This is a genomic window from Tardiphaga sp. 215_C5_N2_1 (genome assembly GCF_052076055.1).
Lineage (GTDB): Bacteria > Pseudomonadota > Alphaproteobacteria > Rhizobiales > Xanthobacteraceae > Tardiphaga > Tardiphaga robiniae.
Window position 1 is genome coordinate 3,149,618 of sequence record NZ_CP197240.1, and the last position, 16,175, is coordinate 3,165,792.

A 16,175-nucleotide genomic window follows, 5' to 3' on the forward strand; every position below is an offset into this window, starting at 1 on the left:
AAGGCTTCTCGCCGCTTGCGCATCGGATGCCATGCTTTCGAAGGGAAGGGGTACCCATCGCTGCTCCAGATCCTATTGGTGCAGCGCCCCTGGCCGAGGTTTGAGCCCGCCGCACCCACGGCGGGCTCGTCATCAAGCGTCTCGACCGCAATCGAGATGAATGTCCCTAACTACGTCATGGCTCGACGTTAGCCTAAAAGCCGACCGCCAATTTGGGCTCTTCCAAAATGGGAAGCCGCGCCGCCGGCGCACCGCTCAGAGGGGGAGGATCATCCTCCTCATCGAGGTCTCTCAAAGCACTCAGGATGCGTCCCACCGGGATAGCGGTCGGTGAACCGGGAAGTTGCCTGAGCCACGGACTATTCTCGACGGCAAATGCGTCGGACGCCCATGCCGCCAGCACGCAGCGCTTTTCTAGGCTTGAGAGGACCGGGTTAGCGAGCACCTCTGACGGGTCGCTGTAGGTTGCTGCCAGAAGTGAATTTGCATGAATGTCGAAGAGTGTCTGGTTCGATTTCATGGTCGCCTCCTTTACTCCTTTCTGTTTAAGACGGCGACGAGCGATGTAGAGCGGTCGGCCGGCAGGTCAAGAACATCGCCCTGGCAGAAGCCCAAAAAAATTTGCGACGCCCCCTTGAAACTTTCTCGCAGTTTTTTTTTATTTTAGTGCTGCTGGACGCCAGAGGTCGGGTCCAGTGTGAGGCGGACGCCGGGGGTGTCCGGCGCCTGCTCATACCCATCTTGCTCATTGGAGGATTTGGCTATGAAGACTTATGACTTTGCTCCGCTTTGGCGCTCAAGCATTGGCTTCGACCGCCTGTTTGATCTTGTGGATGCCGCACAACGCGCCAACGAGGACAGTTTTCCCCCATACAATATCGAGCGTGTCGGTGACGACCGATACCTCATCTCCCTGGCTCTGGCGGGTTTCTCGCCGGACGAGATCAGCTTGACGGCAGAGCAGAACGTTCTGACTGTCGACGGCCGCAAAGGTGAACAGAAGCGTGACTTCCTTTTCCAGGGCATCTCCGGTCGCGCGTTCAAGCGGCAGTTCAACCTCGCCGACCACGTCCAGGTAACCAGCGCGACTTTCGAGAACGGCCTTCTGCAGATCAACCTGATCCGCGAGATTCCCGAGGCCATGAAGCCGCGAAAGATCGCCATCAACGCTGGCCCGCGCTCAAACGTCGAGCAACTTGAAGCCAGGGCGGCCTAACGCCTTTATCGATCGCTTTGTGCAATCGTTCCGCGATGGCTTCGGCCGTCGCGGACCTGCGTGACATTTGGCATCGCGCTGATCACTCGCGAAATCGTCAGGAGGCAGGGATGACCCACTTCGCACTTCCAGCCTTGGCCGCTGGAGAAGGCCTTACGAATTATCTCACCGCTATCAAGCAGTTTCCGCTCCTCAAGCCTGAAGAAGAGCTCGCCTACGCCAGGCGCTTACGCGAAGGCGGCGACAGGGACGCTGCCTATCATCTTGTGACAAGCCATCTCCGTCTGGTCGCCAAGTTGGCGATGCGCTATCGCGGCTATGGGCTGCCTATCGCCGACGTCATTTCGGAAGGTAACATCGGCCTGATGCAAGCCGTGAAGCGATTTGATCCGTCTAAAGGTTTCAAGCTTGCGACCTACGCCAGCTGGTGGATCAAGGCAACGATCCAAGATTACATCCTGCGGTCATGGTCGATCGTCCAGATTAGCGCTACGTCCACCCAAAAGCGGCTGTTCTTCAACTTGCGTCGTCTAAAGAGCAAGATCGCAGCTCTTGAAGACGCCGACATGCAGCCCGACCACGTCGCAACGATTGCGCATCGCTTGAACGTGCCCGAGAGCGAGGTGATCGATATGAATCGTCGGTTCCTCGGGGACATGTCGCTCAACGCAACGTCAAGAGAGAATGACGAAGAGGGAGCCGAGTGGCAGGAGCGCCTGCCTGATCCCACGTCTAATTTTGAAGAGGATGTCGCGGAACGCAGCGAGCTAAACTGGAGGCGGCAGATCCTCAGGCGAGCACTCGACCAGCTGAAACCGAGGGAGCAGCGAATTATCGAAGCACGATGGCTATCGGACGCCCCGCTTACACTTGATGAGCTGGCCGCAGAATTGAGCGTGTCACGGGAGCGGGTACGTCAGGTAGAAGCCAGAGCGCTGGAAAAGGCCCGAACATATGCAGCATCGCTCTTGAGTGTTGACTCGTAGTGAACGTCGATGTGCGCAGGCTCGCCACACTCCACATGTTCATGCCGATCAATCACAACCAATGAGAGGGAGCAGGGCGCGAGTTACTGCACCATCAGCATGAAATCCGTCTCTCCTACGATGCGGATGGTCGCGCCATTGGCGATCATGCTTTCCGCCTTGCGGTGTTTCGATCTCTTTTCCTGCCCCTTCGTCAACCGCAGATCCTGGTCTCCGACCACGAGAATCGTCGTTTTCTTGGTCACGCTGTCGGCGACATCGCAGCCGGCCGACGCGGCGGCGCTGGCAGCTTGCTGTCGCGCGATCTGAAGAGCGCCCGTGAAAACGACCGTTTCGCCTGCAAGCGGGCCATCAGACAGGCCGGACTGAGCGACTTTTTTGCCGGCATAAGCAGGCGCCTGAATGCGACGCGGAGATGTATCGACCGTCGACGCGTAACCTATGTCATCAACCCATCGATGCAGCGGTGTTCCGCTGGCCTCTATCGCGAGCAACATCAACATTCCAGATGCTCGTGCGTCATCGACGGCCTGATGATGCGTAAACTCGATCCCGAACGATTTGGTAAGGTTCGCAAGACCGTAGCCGCCGTTCCCTCGAAACTGATCCCAAGTCCGTTTCGCGGCTTGGCAGGAATCCCCCAGGTGCACGGTAGCCCGCCCGTCCGGTATCGCCCAGCAGCGCGCGCAAGCGCTGTGCGATCGAAAGGGCTGTGGTGGACTATCACTGCGTTCTCAAGCGCGGCGGCGATGACCGGAATAACCCGCGCCATATTCGGCTTTCCGGCGACCTTTTCGGGTGTAATCCCGTGGATTCTGATGTTGGCCGGGTCGAAGGCGTCCTCGGAATCGACCAAAATGTCGAGAGACTTGAAGACCGCTCCGTCTTTGAAGTGGACAAGCCCGACCGAGCAGATACTGCCGAAATCGGCATTTGCCGTCTCAACATCCAATGCGATGAAATCCTTGACCATCCCCGAGCTCCCCAGCTTGTCTGGATCATTACCCAAGGGCTGGATGAGGACAATGGTCGTTAGCCTGAAAAGCCTTACGATGGCTTCCACAGGGCAGGTATACGGAGGTGGAATCAGGCTGTTTCCCGGTACGGGTATTTGAGCAACGTTATCTGTGATATACTTTCGCCAGAGAATGGGGCCTGCGTTGAATGCTACATCGAACAGTTCAATACGACGTGCAAGAGGTCCAGCCGGGGCTTTGGCGCTGGAACATTTATCCAGGCAATCGCTCGGTACAAGGGCCGGTCAAGTTTCGCTCGCGTGAGCTAGCTGTGGAAGCATGCCACGGCGAGATCAATGACGGCATTGAACGGACGCGCCAGCAGGCAGCTCGGCGGTAGTAGCTCGACCTATCGAGCTCGTGGATCAATCGGTGACTTCTGCTTCCAGGACGTCCTCTTGGCTTCGGTCGCCGTCAGAGCGTAACGTTGCTCGGTAACGACCAGGCGATAGGCCGTGATGTCGATGGAAGAGCTTTGAAAACGCGGCAGTGGTCTCATAGCCGACAGAGGTCGCGATCCGTGCGATCGCCTCGTCGCTTGTTTCAAGCAAGAATGCGGCCTCCGACATCCGGCGTGCGATCAGATAACTGTACATGGACTGACCGACGAGCTTGGTGAAGCGCGCCGAAAACGCCGAGCGACCTAGCCCAACCCGCTGCCCGAGGTCATCAAGAGTCCAGGGCCGATCCGGTCGTTCGTGGATCAACCGAAGTGCCGGTCCGATGTGGGGGTCAGCCATCGCCCCAAGCCACCCACCTTCTCCGGAACCAAGAGACTTGATCCAATTTCGCAAAACCTCGACGAAGAGCACTTCTGTTAGTCGTGACAGCGCGACGCCCTGGCCGGGGCGCTCACACGCCGACTCGCTCACCATGCGTCGCAGAATCGCCTCGAGCCACGCTCCGTCCTCGGTGGGCTTCAGGAGAAGCACGGGCGGGAGTAAGTCCAGCACGCTGCCGCGTGAGGGCCGCGCCACGGTGAACTTGCCGCAGATCATCGTCGCATGCGGCTGCGCATTGCCGCCGTGACGAACGACGCCACGATCCGCGGACGATTTATCGAAGTCGAGAACCGAAAACGGCGTCGTCCGGCGATCTGAATAAATCTTATGTGGCTCGCCTCGCGAGATGACGACACAGTCGCCGGCGGCCATGTGGAGCTCTTGTCCCTGTTCAAGTGCGAGGGTTGCCGAGCCACGACTGATATAATGAAACATAGCGTACGGGCGTTGTGGCAACGCCAGATTCCAGGGATGGCCGAGCTCGAAGTGGAACAGCAAAGTCCCCCCGAGGCGCACGCGGTCGAGTACTTCGGCGAGGATGTCCATGGCGGCGATGCTAATCTCGCGGACGATCCGACGCAATACTTGGACGATTGGGCTCTACCGTCCAAGACATCTTCATATTAGGTCCTGCCGAAGCGCGCGGACGCATCGTGCAGTCATCCATTTCCGAAGCGGGAGATGGAAGACCCGTGACTTTGCTGGATCGCCTGCCCATCCCCGACCTCGCGTCGTTCGTCATCCAACAGGAGCCATTCATGCGAAATCTTCTGCTTTCAACCGCCGCCGTCCTCATGGCCGGAGCGGCATTTGCCGCCTCCGCCCAGTCGGCCGAACTGCCCAAGGGGGCCGCTCACAACATCGTGCTCGTCCATGGTGCTTTCGTCGACCAGACGAGTTGGCAGCCTGTTGCCGACATCCTCACCAAGAAGGGCTACAACGTCACGCTCGTCGAAAATCCGCTCACCTCCCTTGCCGCTGACGTCGATGCCACCAAACAGGCCTTGGCGAAGCAGAACGGTAAGACCGTTCTCGTCGGCCATTCCTGGGGCGGCGTGGTGATCACGCAAGCCGGCAACGACCCCAAGATCTCGGCGCTCGTCTACGTCTCCGCATTCGCGCCCGACGTGGGACAATCTCTGGCGGATCTCGCCAAGAGCGGTCCTGCGACCGAAGGTGGTGCGGCGATTCATCCGGACGACAAGGGCAACCTCTACATCGATACGAAGGTGTTTCCGTCAGCCGTTGCGGCCGACCTTCCTCCGGAGATCGCCGCGCACCTGGCTAACTCGCAGCTTCCGTTGAATCACGTTGCATTCGAGGCGCCCGTCAACATTGCAGCCTGGCGCGACAAGCCGACATTCTATGTCATCAGCACGAAGGACAAGGTGATCGCACCCGAGGCCCAGAAGTTTTTCGCCGGCAAGATGAAGGCTCAGACGACGGAAGTCGCCGGCAGCCATGCTTCGCTCGTTGTTCATGCGAAGGAAGTCGCGGCGGTGATTGAAAAAGCCGCGCTGGTGAAGTGACAAGACCGCTCCCGGCGCATGCGTGCCGGGAGCGCTGCACTGGTCCCCCACTTGTTACTTCATGCCAAGCATTGGGAGGATGAAATGACTGCACTCGACATCACGAGCGAGGACGCCACGCTTGAAACGGCACCCACCCGCTACATCGAAGGCCGCGGAATCCGCTTCGCCTATCGCCGCCTCGGCCCATCGACCGGAACGCCGCTGGTGCTTCTGCAGCATTTCTCCGGCAACATCGATGCGTGGGATCCCGCCGTCGTCAACGTCCTCGCCGCCGATCGCCCTGTGATCGCCTTCGACAACGCCGGAGTCGGTCGCTCGACCGGTCAGACGCCCGACAATGTCGCGGCGATGGCACGCGACGCGGTCGCCTTCATCAACGCGCTTGGCATCTCCGAAGTCGACCTGCTGGGCTTTTCCCTCGGCGGATGCGTCGCCCAGCAGATCGCTGCCGAGCATGGACGGCTCGTCCGCAAGCTCATCCTCGTCGGGACCGCGCCCAAAGGGGAGAGGAACACCTGTTAGCAGCTCTACAAGACGCGTTTTCCCAAACCGATGCACCGGACCCCCGCCTGCCGCTGTTCTTCACGACGTCGTCCGCCAGCCGCTCGTCCGGCCTAGCGTTCCTGAAGCGGACGCAGGTGCGCAAGGACAATAGGGACACCGACAACCGCAGCGCGGTCACCGATCCGCAGGCCGAGGCGCTGATCACTTGGTGCGCCACACCTGATCCCGAGCACACCATTCTGCACGCGATTCGTCAGCCCACTCTTGTGGTCAGCGGTAGCCACGACAGCATGCTTCCAGCAAACAATGCCTACGCAATGTTCAAAGAACTCAGCAACGCGCAGCTGGTCCTCTATCCCGATTCAGGCCACGGCGCTCTGTTTCAGCACCACGAGATCTTCGTCAGTGACGTCCGGACTTTCCTGAACGCGTAACCAGCGGCCGCATGATCCCCGGCGAGAGATCGACGCGATCATACGCACTTAATCCATGAGAATTTTTCGGAGGACAAAATGGAAATAAAGAAAGTCGAGGTCGAACGTTTCAGCCTTACGAGCTCAACGCCATTCGATGCCGTTGTGGCCGCGCTGAGGTCGGCTGTTGGGCAGCCCGACATAGTCGAATTTTTCAAGGCGTCGAGGGCAGCAACTTCCTTCCCGGAATTGGAGCGCGTTGTGCAAAGCGGGCTCGGCCGCACGGGCTTCATGCTTTTCGCTGAATTCGACCTGGGCGCGGTTCTGCGTCATGAAGCTGGTTCCAAGATGCCTAACAGCACGCGGTTCTTGGTGGGAAACCCACTCATCATGAAAGAAATGGTCAAACACGTATCCGATGCCGGATCTTACGCTCCAGTTACAATCCTCATTGATGAACGTTCCGATGGCGTGCATCTCTCCTATGACAGAATGGAGAGCTACCTCTTGCCATATGGCAACGCAGAAGCACTCGCCGTCGCCCGCAACCTCGATGCGAAAATCACGACCTTGCTGCGCGAATGTGCAAGCTAAAACTTCCCGATGACGTTTCGGTCGGCGGAAGTGAGCGTCTCAAAGCGGCAATCGCGCAACGCGAGAACGCAACTTCGTGACGCGAGCGAGACGAATGGCCATTAAACCTGGAAGAGCATTCCGACATGTACAAGAAACGTCTTGCCCTCCTCATCGCGACGGCTCTTTCGACAATGGCCGTCACGGCTGCTCCCGCCGTCAGTGCTGAGCCGCTGGATGCCGCGACCCTTAACACAATCAAATCGCAGTTTGGCAGGCTCATGGAATTGGCCAACAACCACGATTTCAAGGCTCTGCATGAGATGTTTTGGCAATCGCCCTCCACCCTGTTGGTGGCGAAGAGCGCGATCCCGTCCGAGGGGAGCTGGGCCGGCTTTTGGGGCAACCAAGCGATTGATCAAAAGCTGCATGACATCGGTAGCTCCGGTCCCGTCGTGCTCGAGCCAGATTATTCGAAGCTCAAGATTGTCGGCCTAACGCGCGACGTAGCAGAATCCTATGTGCCGATGAACATTACGGTCTCATATGCGGGACAGGATGGAACAGCCAGGCCATTTCTGACGATCATTAATTGGCTTCGCATCGGGAATGACTGGAAGGTCACCTCTGAGATTATTCTGCCGGTGCCGCCGACACCCGCTGCGAAGGGCTAGGAGCGCCAAGCACCTGCTAAGCGATCTCGTCGAGGAGCTCAGGTCGGCTATGACCCAGTCTTCTCACATTTGCGGCAGACGCTCTAGAGATTCAGCGTCCGCTTTGCGCCAGAAGGAGCCATTGACCTACTCAAGGCACTATGATGGCCGGGCCGATTGTGCCGCGTCCCTGAAGTTCCTCGGGTGCTCGCCTGACCTCGCTGAGCGGATAATTCCTGTTGATCTCGGCGCGCACTTTGCCTGAGGTTAACGCCTCGGAGAAAGTGGCAGCGGCTGCTTCATAGGCCGGACGGGTCGCGATCCATGTGCGCAAGGTCGGCCGGGTCACGATGCGGTGCAGGAGCTGCAAGTCGAATGCGCCGACATTGCCGGACGCGGTACCGTGGCTGATAACCATGCCCATCGGCCGGATGCAATCGAGGGATTTGAGAAACGCCGGCTTGCCGACGCCGTCATAGATCACATCGGCGCCGACGCCACCGGTCAGCTCCATCGTCCGCGCGGCGAAATCTTCGCACAGCTACTACGCTTACGTACCAGAGGCGAGCAGATCGCAGGCCTCAGCGCTTTACGCTGGTTGGAGGAGGAAGGTGCTCGACCTAGCCCTTCCGCTCCGACCACGACTCATCGAAGCGTCGGAATCTTGTCGTTTCACATCAATGACGGTTCGCGGTTGATGGCAAATCGATGCAGACGGTCGCCGAAAGGGGGCTTGTCGGAGCTAGCACAACTATCTGATTAGGCCACCCGCCCTGGCGACCCTGTTCAAATGAAAGTCAGCATCGCCAAACTGCTGCTCGATCATGGTCAGCCGCTTGAAGTAGTGACCGATCTTGTACTCCATCGTAACGCCAATGCCACCATGCAGCTGCACGCCGCCCTGCCCGACAAAGCGCGCCGAGCGGCCGATCTGTAGCTTGGCAGCAGCGACCGTTATTGCGCGTTCGTCCAGATCTGTGAGGCTTGACGCCATCGAAGCCAGATAGGACATGCTGCGTGCGGTCTCCATTGCGGTAAACATATCGGCGGCGCGGTGCTGCAGAGCCTGGAACGAGCCGATTGCGACGCCGAACTGTTTGCGCTCCTTGATATACTCAACCGAGATCTTGAGCGCCTCCTCCATCGCGCCGACCGCTTCGGCGCACAGCGCGATGCGAGCGTCATCGGCGACCTGCTCGACGATGGGAAGGCCGTGCTCGGCATCACCGATCACGGCATCCGCAGGGATTTCCACATTGGTGAGCTTGATATCGGCAGCGCGGCTGCCATCTTGCGTCTCGTATCCGCGGATATCGACTCCTTTGGCATTGGCGGGAACGAGAAACACACCGATACCCTTGGCATCGCGCTGACCACCGGCGGTGCGAGCGGTGACGATGAGTGTATCGGCCGTGTCGCCATGGCCCGCCACGAATTTCTCGCCGTTGAGCACGTAGCCCGCGGCGTTCTTCTTGGCGGAGGTCGCCACATCGCCGAGATCATAACGCGAGCCGCGCTCGAGCTGGGCAAAGGCCATGCTCTTACCGCCCTCAATAATTCTCGGCAGATGTGCTGCACGCTGGTCGCTTGAGCCGCGGCGCAGAAAGCCGCCGCCGATGACGACCGTGTCGAGATAGGGCTCGACTACCAGATTGCGGCCAATCGCTTCCATTACGACCATGGTCTCGATGGGACCGGCGCCGAAACCGGCGTCTTCCTCGCTAAACGGCAGGCCAAGCAGGCCCTGCTCGGCAAACTTGCCCCACATGGCCTTGCTGTAGCCACCAGGCTCAGCGCGATACTTTTTGCGGGCCTCGAAATCGTAGGACGACTTCAAAAGGCCGTCGATGCTGTCCTTGAGGAGGCGCTGCTCCTCGGAAAGATCAAAATCCATCGTGTTTTCTTTCGGATCGCGCGGAGTGCGCGTGCGTTGAATGAGCCGGCTCGGCTCTTCTTCATCTCGGCGCGAAGCGCCGGGTGAAGGGGGCCGCGAGCGACGGGCTATGTGATCTCAGCGGCCGCGCTGCGCGCGTCGACCTCCTTCGGAGGTAAGAGGTAAGAATGATCAAAGGCCGAGAACGGCCTTGGCGATGATGTTACGCTGGATCTCGTTCGAGCCGCCATAGATCGAAACCTTCCGACAATTGAAGTATGTCGGCGCGATCGGCGAGGCCCAGTCGGTCTCGTCGTTTGTGCCGTCGGCTTCTGGGAGGAAAGGCATCGCGAACGGGCCGGCGACTTCGAGCAAGAGCTCGGTCAGCGTCTGCTGGATTTCCGAACCCTTGATTTTGAGGATAGACGAGGCCGGATCCGGCTTGCCCTTGCCATGCTTGCCTTCGGCGGCAACGACACGCATCTGCGTCAGCTCCAGCGCCTTAAGCTCGATCTCGATGGCGGCGAGTTTCTGACGGAATTGCGGATCCTCGATCAGCGGCTTGCCGCCCGATATCACGTTGCCCGCAAGCTCCCTGATGCGGCGGATGCGTGCCTTCGAGATGCCGACGCGTGCAATATTGACGCGCTCATGGCCGAGTAGGAACTTGGCATAATCCCATCCCTTGTTTTCCTCGCCGACGAGGTTTTCGGCGGGCACCAGAACCTCATCGAAGAACACTTCATTGATCTCGGCGCCGCCGTCGATCATTTGAATTGGACGGACGGTGACGCCTTTCGATGCCATGTCGATCAGGAGGAAGGAAATGCCTGATTGCTTCCTAACATCGGGATCGGTGCGGCACAGGCAGAAAATCCAGTCGGCATGCTGCGCCAGTGTGGTCCAGGTCTTCTGACCGTTGACGATATAGACGTCACCCTTTCTCTTCGCCGTGGTCTTCAGCGAGGCGAGGTCCGAGCCAGCACCCGGCTCCGAAAAACCCTGGCACCACCAGTCGTCCATATTCGCGATGCGCGGCAAATAGTGCTTCTTCTGCGCGTCATTGCCGAAAGTGTAGATGACCGGACCGACCATGTTGACGCCGAACGGCAATGGCGGCGGCGCCGGATGTTTCTGCAGCTCCTCAAGGAAGATATATTGCTTCGCCGCGCTCCACCCGGTACCGCCATATTCTACCGGCCAGTGCGGCACGCCCCAGCCCTTCCGATTCAGAACGCGTTGCCAGGAGACCAGTTCATCCTTGCTAACATGCCGCGTCGCCATCAGCTTGGCGCGCACCGCAGGGTCGAGGTTGTCCTCGAAGAATTCACGCACTTCGTCGCGAAACGCGATTTCATCGGCCGTAAAACTGAGATCCATATACCTAAGACTCCGGTTTCGGCGGGCCGCGGCCCGTAACCATGCTAGGGGCGTCTCATCATCACGAGGGCGCCCTACGATTTCAGGGGTTTGAGATGCGGCCGCGATTTAGTGCGGCATCACGGCAGGCTGCTCGCGCCGGATCCAGAAGATGTAGCGACGCCCGGCAAAACGCGTGATGCCGTGCAGGATCATGCCGATCGCCGACAAAATGATCAGGACGGCGAAGACGCCGGTGATGTCCAAATTAAAATTATAGTTCATGATCAGGTAACCGAGCCCGGCCTGCGCGCCCACGAACTCGCCGACGATGGTGCCGATCACCGCGAGAACGGATGCGATTTCGAGCCCCGCAAAGATCAGGACCAGCGCGGAAGGAATCCGCAGGCGGAGCAGCGTCTGCCATGTCGTCGCGCCATAGGCCTTCATCATGTCGAGCTGATCGCGATCGGTGGAATGAAAGCCGGAAATGACGCTGACTAGGATCGGGAAGAAACAGATCAGCGCGGTGATCACGACCTTCGAGGTCAAGCCGTAACCGAACCAGATCACCAGAAGCGGCGCGACGGCGACCTTCGGCACGGTCTGCAATGCGACCAGATAGGGATAGACCAGCTTTTCGATCACCGGCACCAAGGATATCAGCGCGCCAACGATGAGGCCGGATGCTATTCCGACAGCGAAGCCGATCAGCACCTCGGTCAATGTGACCAGCAGATGCGGCCACATCGTCCCATCGCTCAGCAGGGTGTAAAGGCGGACGGCGACGCCGCTGGGCGCTGGCACCACCAGCGGTGAGACATGGCCGATGCGGCAGATGGCTTCCCAGAGAGCCACGAGAACGATCGCTAGGGCGATCACCTGGATTCGCGCGGATAATTGGTTCGCTAGCTTGTGGTTCATAGTGACGCCCCCGTCGGCGCTTCCGAGCCGAAAATGGTCCTGATCCGATCGCAAATCTCGCCGAAACGCGTGTCAGCCATGGTCTTGAGACTGCGCGGCCGCGCGATATCGACGTCGATGATTTCCGAGATGCGGCCGGGCCGAGGCGACATCACCACTACGCGGTCGCCGAGCAGCACAGCCTCTGGAATGCTATGCGTGATGAACAGCACGGTCTTCTTCTCTTCTGAGCAGACCCGCATCAATTCGACATTCAGCGACTCGCGGGTCATGGCATCGAGCGCACCGAACGGCTCGTCCATCAGAAGAACCTTCGGCTCGCGCATCAGCGCGCGGCAGATGGCGACGCGCTGCTGCATGCCTCCCGACAGTTCGAACGGATATTTCCGGGCGAAATCAGCAAGCCCCATGAAATCCAGCCAGCGTTCTGCACGCCACCTGGTCGCCTCCGACCGATCGTTCTTCAGATGGGGCGACAGCAGAACATTGTCCAGAACGGTATTCCACGGCAACAGCAGAGCCTGCTGAAACACGATGCCGACATCGGACCGCGGCCCGCGGAGGATTTCGCCATCGCATTTCACAGTCCCCGACGTCACCGAGGTCAGGCCGGCCAGGATGCGCAGCAACGTCGTCTTTCCGCATCCGCTCGGTCCGACGACCGAAACAAATTCGTTCTCCTTGATGTCGAGATTGACTTTCGCGAGCGCAGTCACGACCTCGCCCGAGTGTGTGGCGAATTTCTTTTCGACATTCTCGATCGTGATCAGCCCGCGGCTCGCAATCGCCGGCCTATCGGTCTCTGTGACGGGAGACGTCAGCATGCATATGTCTCGTTCGTTTTGGTGAAGTGGGCGCGCCCGTGCGGCCGCGCTATCGAATGTGCCGCTCGCTATTGAAGCGTTTTTAGGTCGAAATTCTTCGCCTGTTTCACGATCGCTGCCCGATCATAGTCGTTGATCTGATCGACTAGTTCGGTGGTGAACATGCGCGACGCCGGAATCGGCTTGGCGATCTGACCGCCCTGCAGCAGGAAATCGCTCAGATCCTGCCAGCGCGATTCGATGAACACGCCGCGCTTGTCGCCGATCTCGAGATCGGTCCAACCGTCCCAAGTGGTGGTCATCTTCAATCCGCGCTCAAGCTTCTGTTCGACGGAGCCCTCGGCAGGCTTGCTTTCCGGATAGATTTTCCAGGTCATCAGGACGCAGGCGGTTCGGTTGGCGAGGCAGAAGTCGAGGCCCTTGGCCAGCGCACGGCCGAAACCGGCGAGCAGCTTCGGCTTTTTTTTGATTGTTTCATTGGTCGCCAGAAGCGAAACGTCGGGAAGCTTGGCGAGCTTGTCGTCGATCGGCAACTGCCTGACCGGCGAGCCGGCGAGCCCGAAGGTGATATTCGCCGTCTCCCAAAACACGATCGCGTCGACCACCTTTTGCTTCATGGCAGCCATCGCCTGCCCGCCGGCGCCGATCGGAATGAAGGTGACATCGCGGTCCGGATTCAGCCCAGCGGCGCGAAGATAGGCCTTGCCATAATTCATGGCGGCGCTGCCAAGCGCCGTCACACCGATGCGCTTGCCTTTCAATTCGGTGACCGACTGTATCGCGCTGTCGACCGGAACCGAGATTGACCAGATATTGCGATATTCAACACTGGAGAAATAACGCAGGTCGAGCGGCGCGGCGACGCCTTCTTGCATCGCGATCACGGCCTGCGCCGGACTGGCCCAGCCGATCTGGGCGTTGCCGGTAGCAACCTGAATGGCGACCTCGTTCGATCCTGCCGCCAGGATGTAGGCGACGTCGAGCCCCTCCTGATCGAGATAGCCGAGATATTTCGCAGCGATGAACGGTGCGATGGCCTCGTTCGCGTTGCGCTGCGGCAGCAGGACGTTGATTTGTTCGGCGGAGACGGCACCGGAAAGCGCGCCGCAGGCGGAAACCGTCAGAAAGAAAACAGCAAGAAGCTTATTCATGTTCTTAAAACTCCAGGCTCAAGCCGGTTGACAATTAACGCAACGCTATTCGGTAAATTACTCGTACACAAGCTCAGCACTCGTTTACGAGCGACAAAAACCTGCTCACATTTCATCAGTTTTTGTGCAGCCCACCATTCGCCATGATGCGGCTGCCCTCGCGGCATCTAGCGCGGACTGCCCAAGCGTATGAAGGCGTCGTTATCATCCGCAGGGCGTCCGTCAGCGGTCGCTCCTTGCAGCATTGAGCGATGCGAAAGTCGCGCCTTCGCTCGCCAGCCGAGCGAGCAAGGCGGCCGGTCTCAAGGCCGGCTCGTTGAGGTGGTCGGCATAGAATTCGAGCCGCCCGACGATGTGCTTCAGGCCAACCTGGTCGGCATAGAACATCGGACCGCCGCGGTGGGTCGGCCATCCATACCCGTAGAGCCAGATCACGTCGATGTCGCTCGGGCGCGCCGCGATATCTTCCTCGAGGATGCGCGCGCCTTCGTTAATCATCGGATAGATCATGCGCTCCAGAATTTCCTGATCGCCGATCGCCCGACGCGTCAGGCCAAGACGCCTGCAGGTGTCGTCGATAATCTTTTCGACTTCCGGATCGGAGATCGGCGCCCGCGATCCCGCTTCGTACCGGTAGTAACCTTTGGATGTCTTCTGGCCGAGGCGGCCCGCCTCGCAGATCGCATCGGCGATGTCCCAGCGGATGCCGCGATCCTGCCGCGAGCGCCAGCCGATATCGAGGCCGGCGAGATCGCCCATCGCGAACGGGCCCATGGGAAGGCCGTATCGGGTGATGACCGCGTCGACCTGTTCGGGCAGCGCGCCGCTCTTAAGCAGCGCTTCGCCCTGCAGGCCGCGAACGGCAAGCATGCGGTTGCCGACGAAGCCGTGGCAGACGCCCACGACGACGGGCGTCTTGCGGATGCGCTTGGCCACCGCGGCGGCCGTCAGCAGCGCATCGGCCGCCGTCTTGTCGGCGCGCACGATCTCGCAGAGCTTCATGATATTGGCCGGTGAGAAGAAGTGCATGCCCAGGACATCCTGCGGCCGCCCTGTGACGGCCGCTATCTCGTTGATGTCGAGATAGGACGTGTTGGTGGCCAGCACCGCGCCCGGTTTTGCATGGGCATCAATGGCGGTGAAGACGTCCTTCTTGATGGCCATGGTTTCGAACACGGCCTCGATGACAAGATCAGCGTCCCTGACATGTTCGAGCCCGACCTTGCCGTCGATCAGAACCATGCGTTTGCCGGGCTCGTCCGCGGCAATGCCGCCGCGTGCCGCGGTGGCTTCCCAATTCTTCTGCATCATGCCGAGGCCACGGGTCAGCTGCGCCGCTCCGGTCTCGATCAGGGTCACGGGGATGCCGGCATTGGCAAAGGCCATCGCGATACCGCCGCCCATGGTGCCAGCACCAATGATGGCGACGCGCTCGACCGGCCGCGGCTTCACGCCAACCGGCACGCCTTGAACCTTGACCGCCTCACGTTCTGCAAAGAACGCGTGACGCTGCGCCTTAGACTGATCGTCGACCACGAGTTTTAGAAAGGTCTCGCGTTCCCGCTTCAACGCGTCGTCGAACGGCGTGTCGAGGGTCCAGCTCACCGCCTCGGCGCAAGCCAGAGGCGCATTCATTCCACGCGCTTTCTTCGTTGCTGCCGCAGCCGCGGCGGTGAACAGCGAGCGATCCGCCCGTGCGTCCGCGAGCCTTGAGTCGTCGTTGCGCAGCAGAAGCAGCGGGCGCCGCTCGGCAACGACGCGCTTCGCAAAAGCAATCGCGCCATCCGCCGGGCTTTCGACGATATCGTCGATCAGGCGGCGCTCGCGCGCCTCGGCGGCGCCGACCGGCTCGCCGGTCACGATCATTTTGACGGCGAATTCCGGACCGACCGCGCGCGGCAGGCGCTGCGTGCCGCCGGCCCCGGGCAGCAGACCGAGCTTCACCTCAGGAAGGCCGAGTTTCGCGTCGTTCGTGGCGACACGAAAGTGACAGCCCAGCGCGAGTTCGAGCCCGCCGCCGAGCGCGGTGCCATGGATAGCGGCGATCACCGGCTTGCTGCAGCTCTCGATCGCAGCGATCACCTCGTTGAGGGATGGCGACTGCGGCGGCTTGCCGAATTCGGTGATGTCGGCACCGGCGACGAATGTGCGTCCGGCGCAGGCGATCACGATGCAATCCACTGCGGCGTCCACATTTGCGGCCTCGACCCGTTCGAGGATCCCACGGCGGACGGCGGCGCTCAGCGCATTCACCGGCGGTGAGTCGATGGTAACGACCGCACAGCGGTCGGTCACCGCGAGCTTGACGACTTCGCTCAATGTCATTCTCCAATCAGAGCATTATCACTCGGTGCCCGCAGCGAGCCGCG

At 60.0% G+C, this 16,175-nt stretch carries 16 protein-coding genes and 1 pseudogene; 6 read left to right on the forward strand and 11 right to left on the reverse strand.

Annotated features, from left to right (window positions below; genetic code table 11):
• Positions 1-193: 193 nt before the first annotated feature.
• Entirely contained in the window at positions 194-520 is a 327-nt protein-coding gene (locus AB7828_RS15060; RefSeq protein ID WP_120286740.1) for a hypothetical protein, read from the reverse strand.
• 243 nt (positions 521-763) lie between these two features.
• Between AB7828_RS15060 and AB7828_RS15065 the strand changes: the two genes are divergently transcribed.
• Together AB7828_RS15065 and rpoH are read left to right on the forward strand one after the other, a co-directional pair.
• Positions 764-1,216 (forward strand): Hsp20 family protein, encoded by a 453-nt coding sequence (locus AB7828_RS15065; RefSeq protein WP_120286739.1) that lies wholly within the window; start codon positions 764-766, stop codon positions 1,214-1,216.
• Positions 1,217-1,326: 110 nt separating this feature from the next.
• Positions 1,327-2,202 (forward strand): RNA polymerase sigma factor RpoH, encoded by an 876-nt coding sequence (rpoH, locus tag AB7828_RS15070; protein WP_120286773.1) that lies wholly within the window; start codon positions 1,327-1,329, stop codon positions 2,200-2,202.
• An 83-nt stretch (positions 2,203-2,285) separates the two neighbouring features.
• Here rpoH and AB7828_RS15075 read toward each other — a convergent pair whose 3' ends face one another.
• From AB7828_RS15075 to AB7828_RS15085, 3 genes are all read right to left on the reverse strand, one after another.
• A complete protein-coding gene (locus AB7828_RS15075; protein ID WP_439064779.1) occupies positions 2,286-2,705 on the reverse strand; it encodes a BRCT domain-containing protein in 420 nt (139 codons plus the stop codon).
• Entirely contained in the window at positions 2,699-3,175 is a 477-nt protein-coding gene (locus AB7828_RS15080) for an exonuclease domain-containing protein (protein WP_441230490.1), read from the reverse strand. Before AB7828_RS15080 ends, AB7828_RS15075 begins: the two co-directional genes overlap by 7 nt.
• A gap of 408 nt (positions 3,176-3,583) precedes the next feature.
• Entirely contained in the window at positions 3,584-4,546 is a 963-nt protein-coding gene (locus AB7828_RS15085) for an AraC family transcriptional regulator (RefSeq protein WP_120286737.1), read from the reverse strand.
• 212 nt (positions 4,547-4,758) lie between these two features.
• Between AB7828_RS15085 and AB7828_RS15090 the strand changes: the two genes are divergently transcribed.
• The 4 genes and pseudogenes from AB7828_RS15090 (at position 4,759) to AB7828_RS15105 (ending at position 7,696) form a co-directional block, all read left to right on the forward strand.
• Positions 4,759-5,529 (forward strand): alpha/beta hydrolase, encoded by a 771-nt coding sequence (locus AB7828_RS15090; protein WP_120286772.1) that lies wholly within the window; start codon positions 4,759-4,761, stop codon positions 5,527-5,529.
• Positions 5,530-5,613: 84 nt separating this feature from the next.
• Positions 5,614-6,470: pseudogene (locus AB7828_RS15095) on the forward strand (alpha/beta fold hydrolase).
• 78 nt (positions 6,471-6,548) lie between these two features.
• Positions 6,549-7,043, forward strand: coding sequence for a DUF302 domain-containing protein (locus tag AB7828_RS15100; protein ID WP_120286736.1), 495 nt, complete (start codon positions 6,549-6,551; stop codon positions 7,041-7,043).
• A 125-nt stretch (positions 7,044-7,168) separates the two neighbouring features.
• On the forward strand, positions 7,169-7,696 hold the full coding sequence (locus AB7828_RS15105) for a hypothetical protein (RefSeq protein ID WP_441230491.1): 528 nt from the start codon (positions 7,169-7,171) through the stop codon (positions 7,694-7,696).
• Between the two features lie 130 nt (positions 7,697-7,826).
• Here AB7828_RS15105 and AB7828_RS15110 read toward each other — a convergent pair whose 3' ends face one another.
• The 7 genes from AB7828_RS15110 to AB7828_RS15140 all read right to left on the reverse strand — a co-directional run bounded on the left by AB7828_RS15110 (position 7,827) and on the right by AB7828_RS15140 (position 16,125).
• Complete coding sequence (locus tag AB7828_RS15110; RefSeq protein WP_439068999.1) at positions 7,827-8,216, reverse strand: zinc-binding dehydrogenase; 390 nt, start codon at positions 8,214-8,216, stop codon at positions 7,827-7,829.
• Between the two features lie 210 nt (positions 8,217-8,426).
• Complete coding sequence (locus tag AB7828_RS15115; protein ID WP_120286733.1) at positions 8,427-9,569, reverse strand: acyl-CoA dehydrogenase family protein; 1,143 nt, start codon at positions 9,567-9,569, stop codon at positions 8,427-8,429.
• Between the two features lie 171 nt (positions 9,570-9,740).
• Positions 9,741-10,928, reverse strand: a complete 1,188-nt coding sequence (gene pimC, locus AB7828_RS15120) for a pimeloyl-CoA dehydrogenase large subunit (RefSeq protein ID WP_120286732.1) — start codon at positions 10,926-10,928, stop codon at positions 9,741-9,743.
• 108 nt (positions 10,929-11,036) lie between these two features.
• Complete coding sequence (locus tag AB7828_RS15125) at positions 11,037-11,831, reverse strand: ABC transporter permease (RefSeq protein WP_120286731.1); 795 nt, start codon at positions 11,829-11,831, stop codon at positions 11,037-11,039.
• Positions 11,828-12,655 (reverse strand): ABC transporter ATP-binding protein, encoded by an 828-nt coding sequence (locus tag AB7828_RS15130; RefSeq protein ID WP_120286730.1) that lies wholly within the window; start codon positions 12,653-12,655, stop codon positions 11,828-11,830. The genes AB7828_RS15125 and AB7828_RS15130 overlap by 4 nt, the downstream gene beginning before the upstream one ends.
• Before the next feature lie 68 nt (positions 12,656-12,723).
• The gene (locus AB7828_RS15135; RefSeq protein WP_120286729.1) at positions 12,724-13,806 is read right to left on the reverse strand and encodes an ABC transporter substrate-binding protein; all 1,083 of its coding nucleotides are present in this window, start codon (positions 13,804-13,806) and stop codon (positions 12,724-12,726) included.
• A 222-nt stretch (positions 13,807-14,028) separates the two neighbouring features.
• Entirely contained in the window at positions 14,029-16,125 is a 2,097-nt protein-coding gene (locus tag AB7828_RS15140; protein ID WP_120286771.1) for a 3-hydroxyacyl-CoA dehydrogenase NAD-binding domain-containing protein, read from the reverse strand.
• Between the last annotated feature and the right edge of the window lie 50 nt (positions 16,126-16,175).

Coding starts and splice junctions, on each gene's coding strand:
- AB7828_RS15060 (WP_120286740.1), bottom strand. CDS start 520: ATGAAATCGAACCAGACACTCTTCGACATTCATGCAAATTCACTTCTG.
- AB7828_RS15065 (WP_120286739.1), top strand. CDS start 764: ATGAAGACTTATGACTTTGCTCCGCTTTGGCGCTCAAGCATTGGCTTC.
- rpoH (WP_120286773.1), top strand. CDS start 1,327: ATGACCCACTTCGCACTTCCAGCCTTGGCCGCTGGAGAAGGCCTTACG.
- AB7828_RS15075 (WP_439064779.1), bottom strand. CDS start 2,705: ATGTTGATGTTGCTCGCGATAGAGGCCAGCGGAACACCGCTGCATCGA.
- AB7828_RS15080 (WP_441230490.1), bottom strand. CDS start 3,175: ATGGTCAAGGATTTCATCGCATTGGATGTTGAGACGGCAAATGCCGAT.
- AB7828_RS15085 (WP_120286737.1), bottom strand. CDS start 4,546: ATGGACATCCTCGCCGAAGTACTCGACCGCGTGCGCCTCGGGGGGACT.
- AB7828_RS15090 (WP_120286772.1), top strand. CDS start 4,759: ATGCGAAATCTTCTGCTTTCAACCGCCGCCGTCCTCATGGCCGGAGCG.
- AB7828_RS15100 (WP_120286736.1), top strand. CDS start 6,549: ATGGAAATAAAGAAAGTCGAGGTCGAACGTTTCAGCCTTACGAGCTCA.
- AB7828_RS15105 (WP_441230491.1), top strand. CDS start 7,169: ATGTACAAGAAACGTCTTGCCCTCCTCATCGCGACGGCTCTTTCGACA.
- AB7828_RS15115 (WP_120286733.1), bottom strand. CDS start 9,569: ATGGATTTTGATCTTTCCGAGGAGCAGCGCCTCCTCAAGGACAGCATC.
- pimC (WP_120286732.1), bottom strand. CDS start 10,928: ATGGATCTCAGTTTTACGGCCGATGAAATCGCGTTTCGCGACGAAGTG.
- AB7828_RS15125 (WP_120286731.1), bottom strand. CDS start 11,831: ATGAACCACAAGCTAGCGAACCAATTATCCGCGCGAATCCAGGTGATC.
- AB7828_RS15130 (WP_120286730.1), bottom strand. CDS start 12,655: ATGCTGACGTCTCCCGTCACAGAGACCGATAGGCCGGCGATTGCGAGC.
- AB7828_RS15135 (WP_120286729.1), bottom strand. CDS start 13,806: ATGAATAAGCTTCTTGCTGTTTTCTTTCTGACGGTTTCCGCCTGCGGC.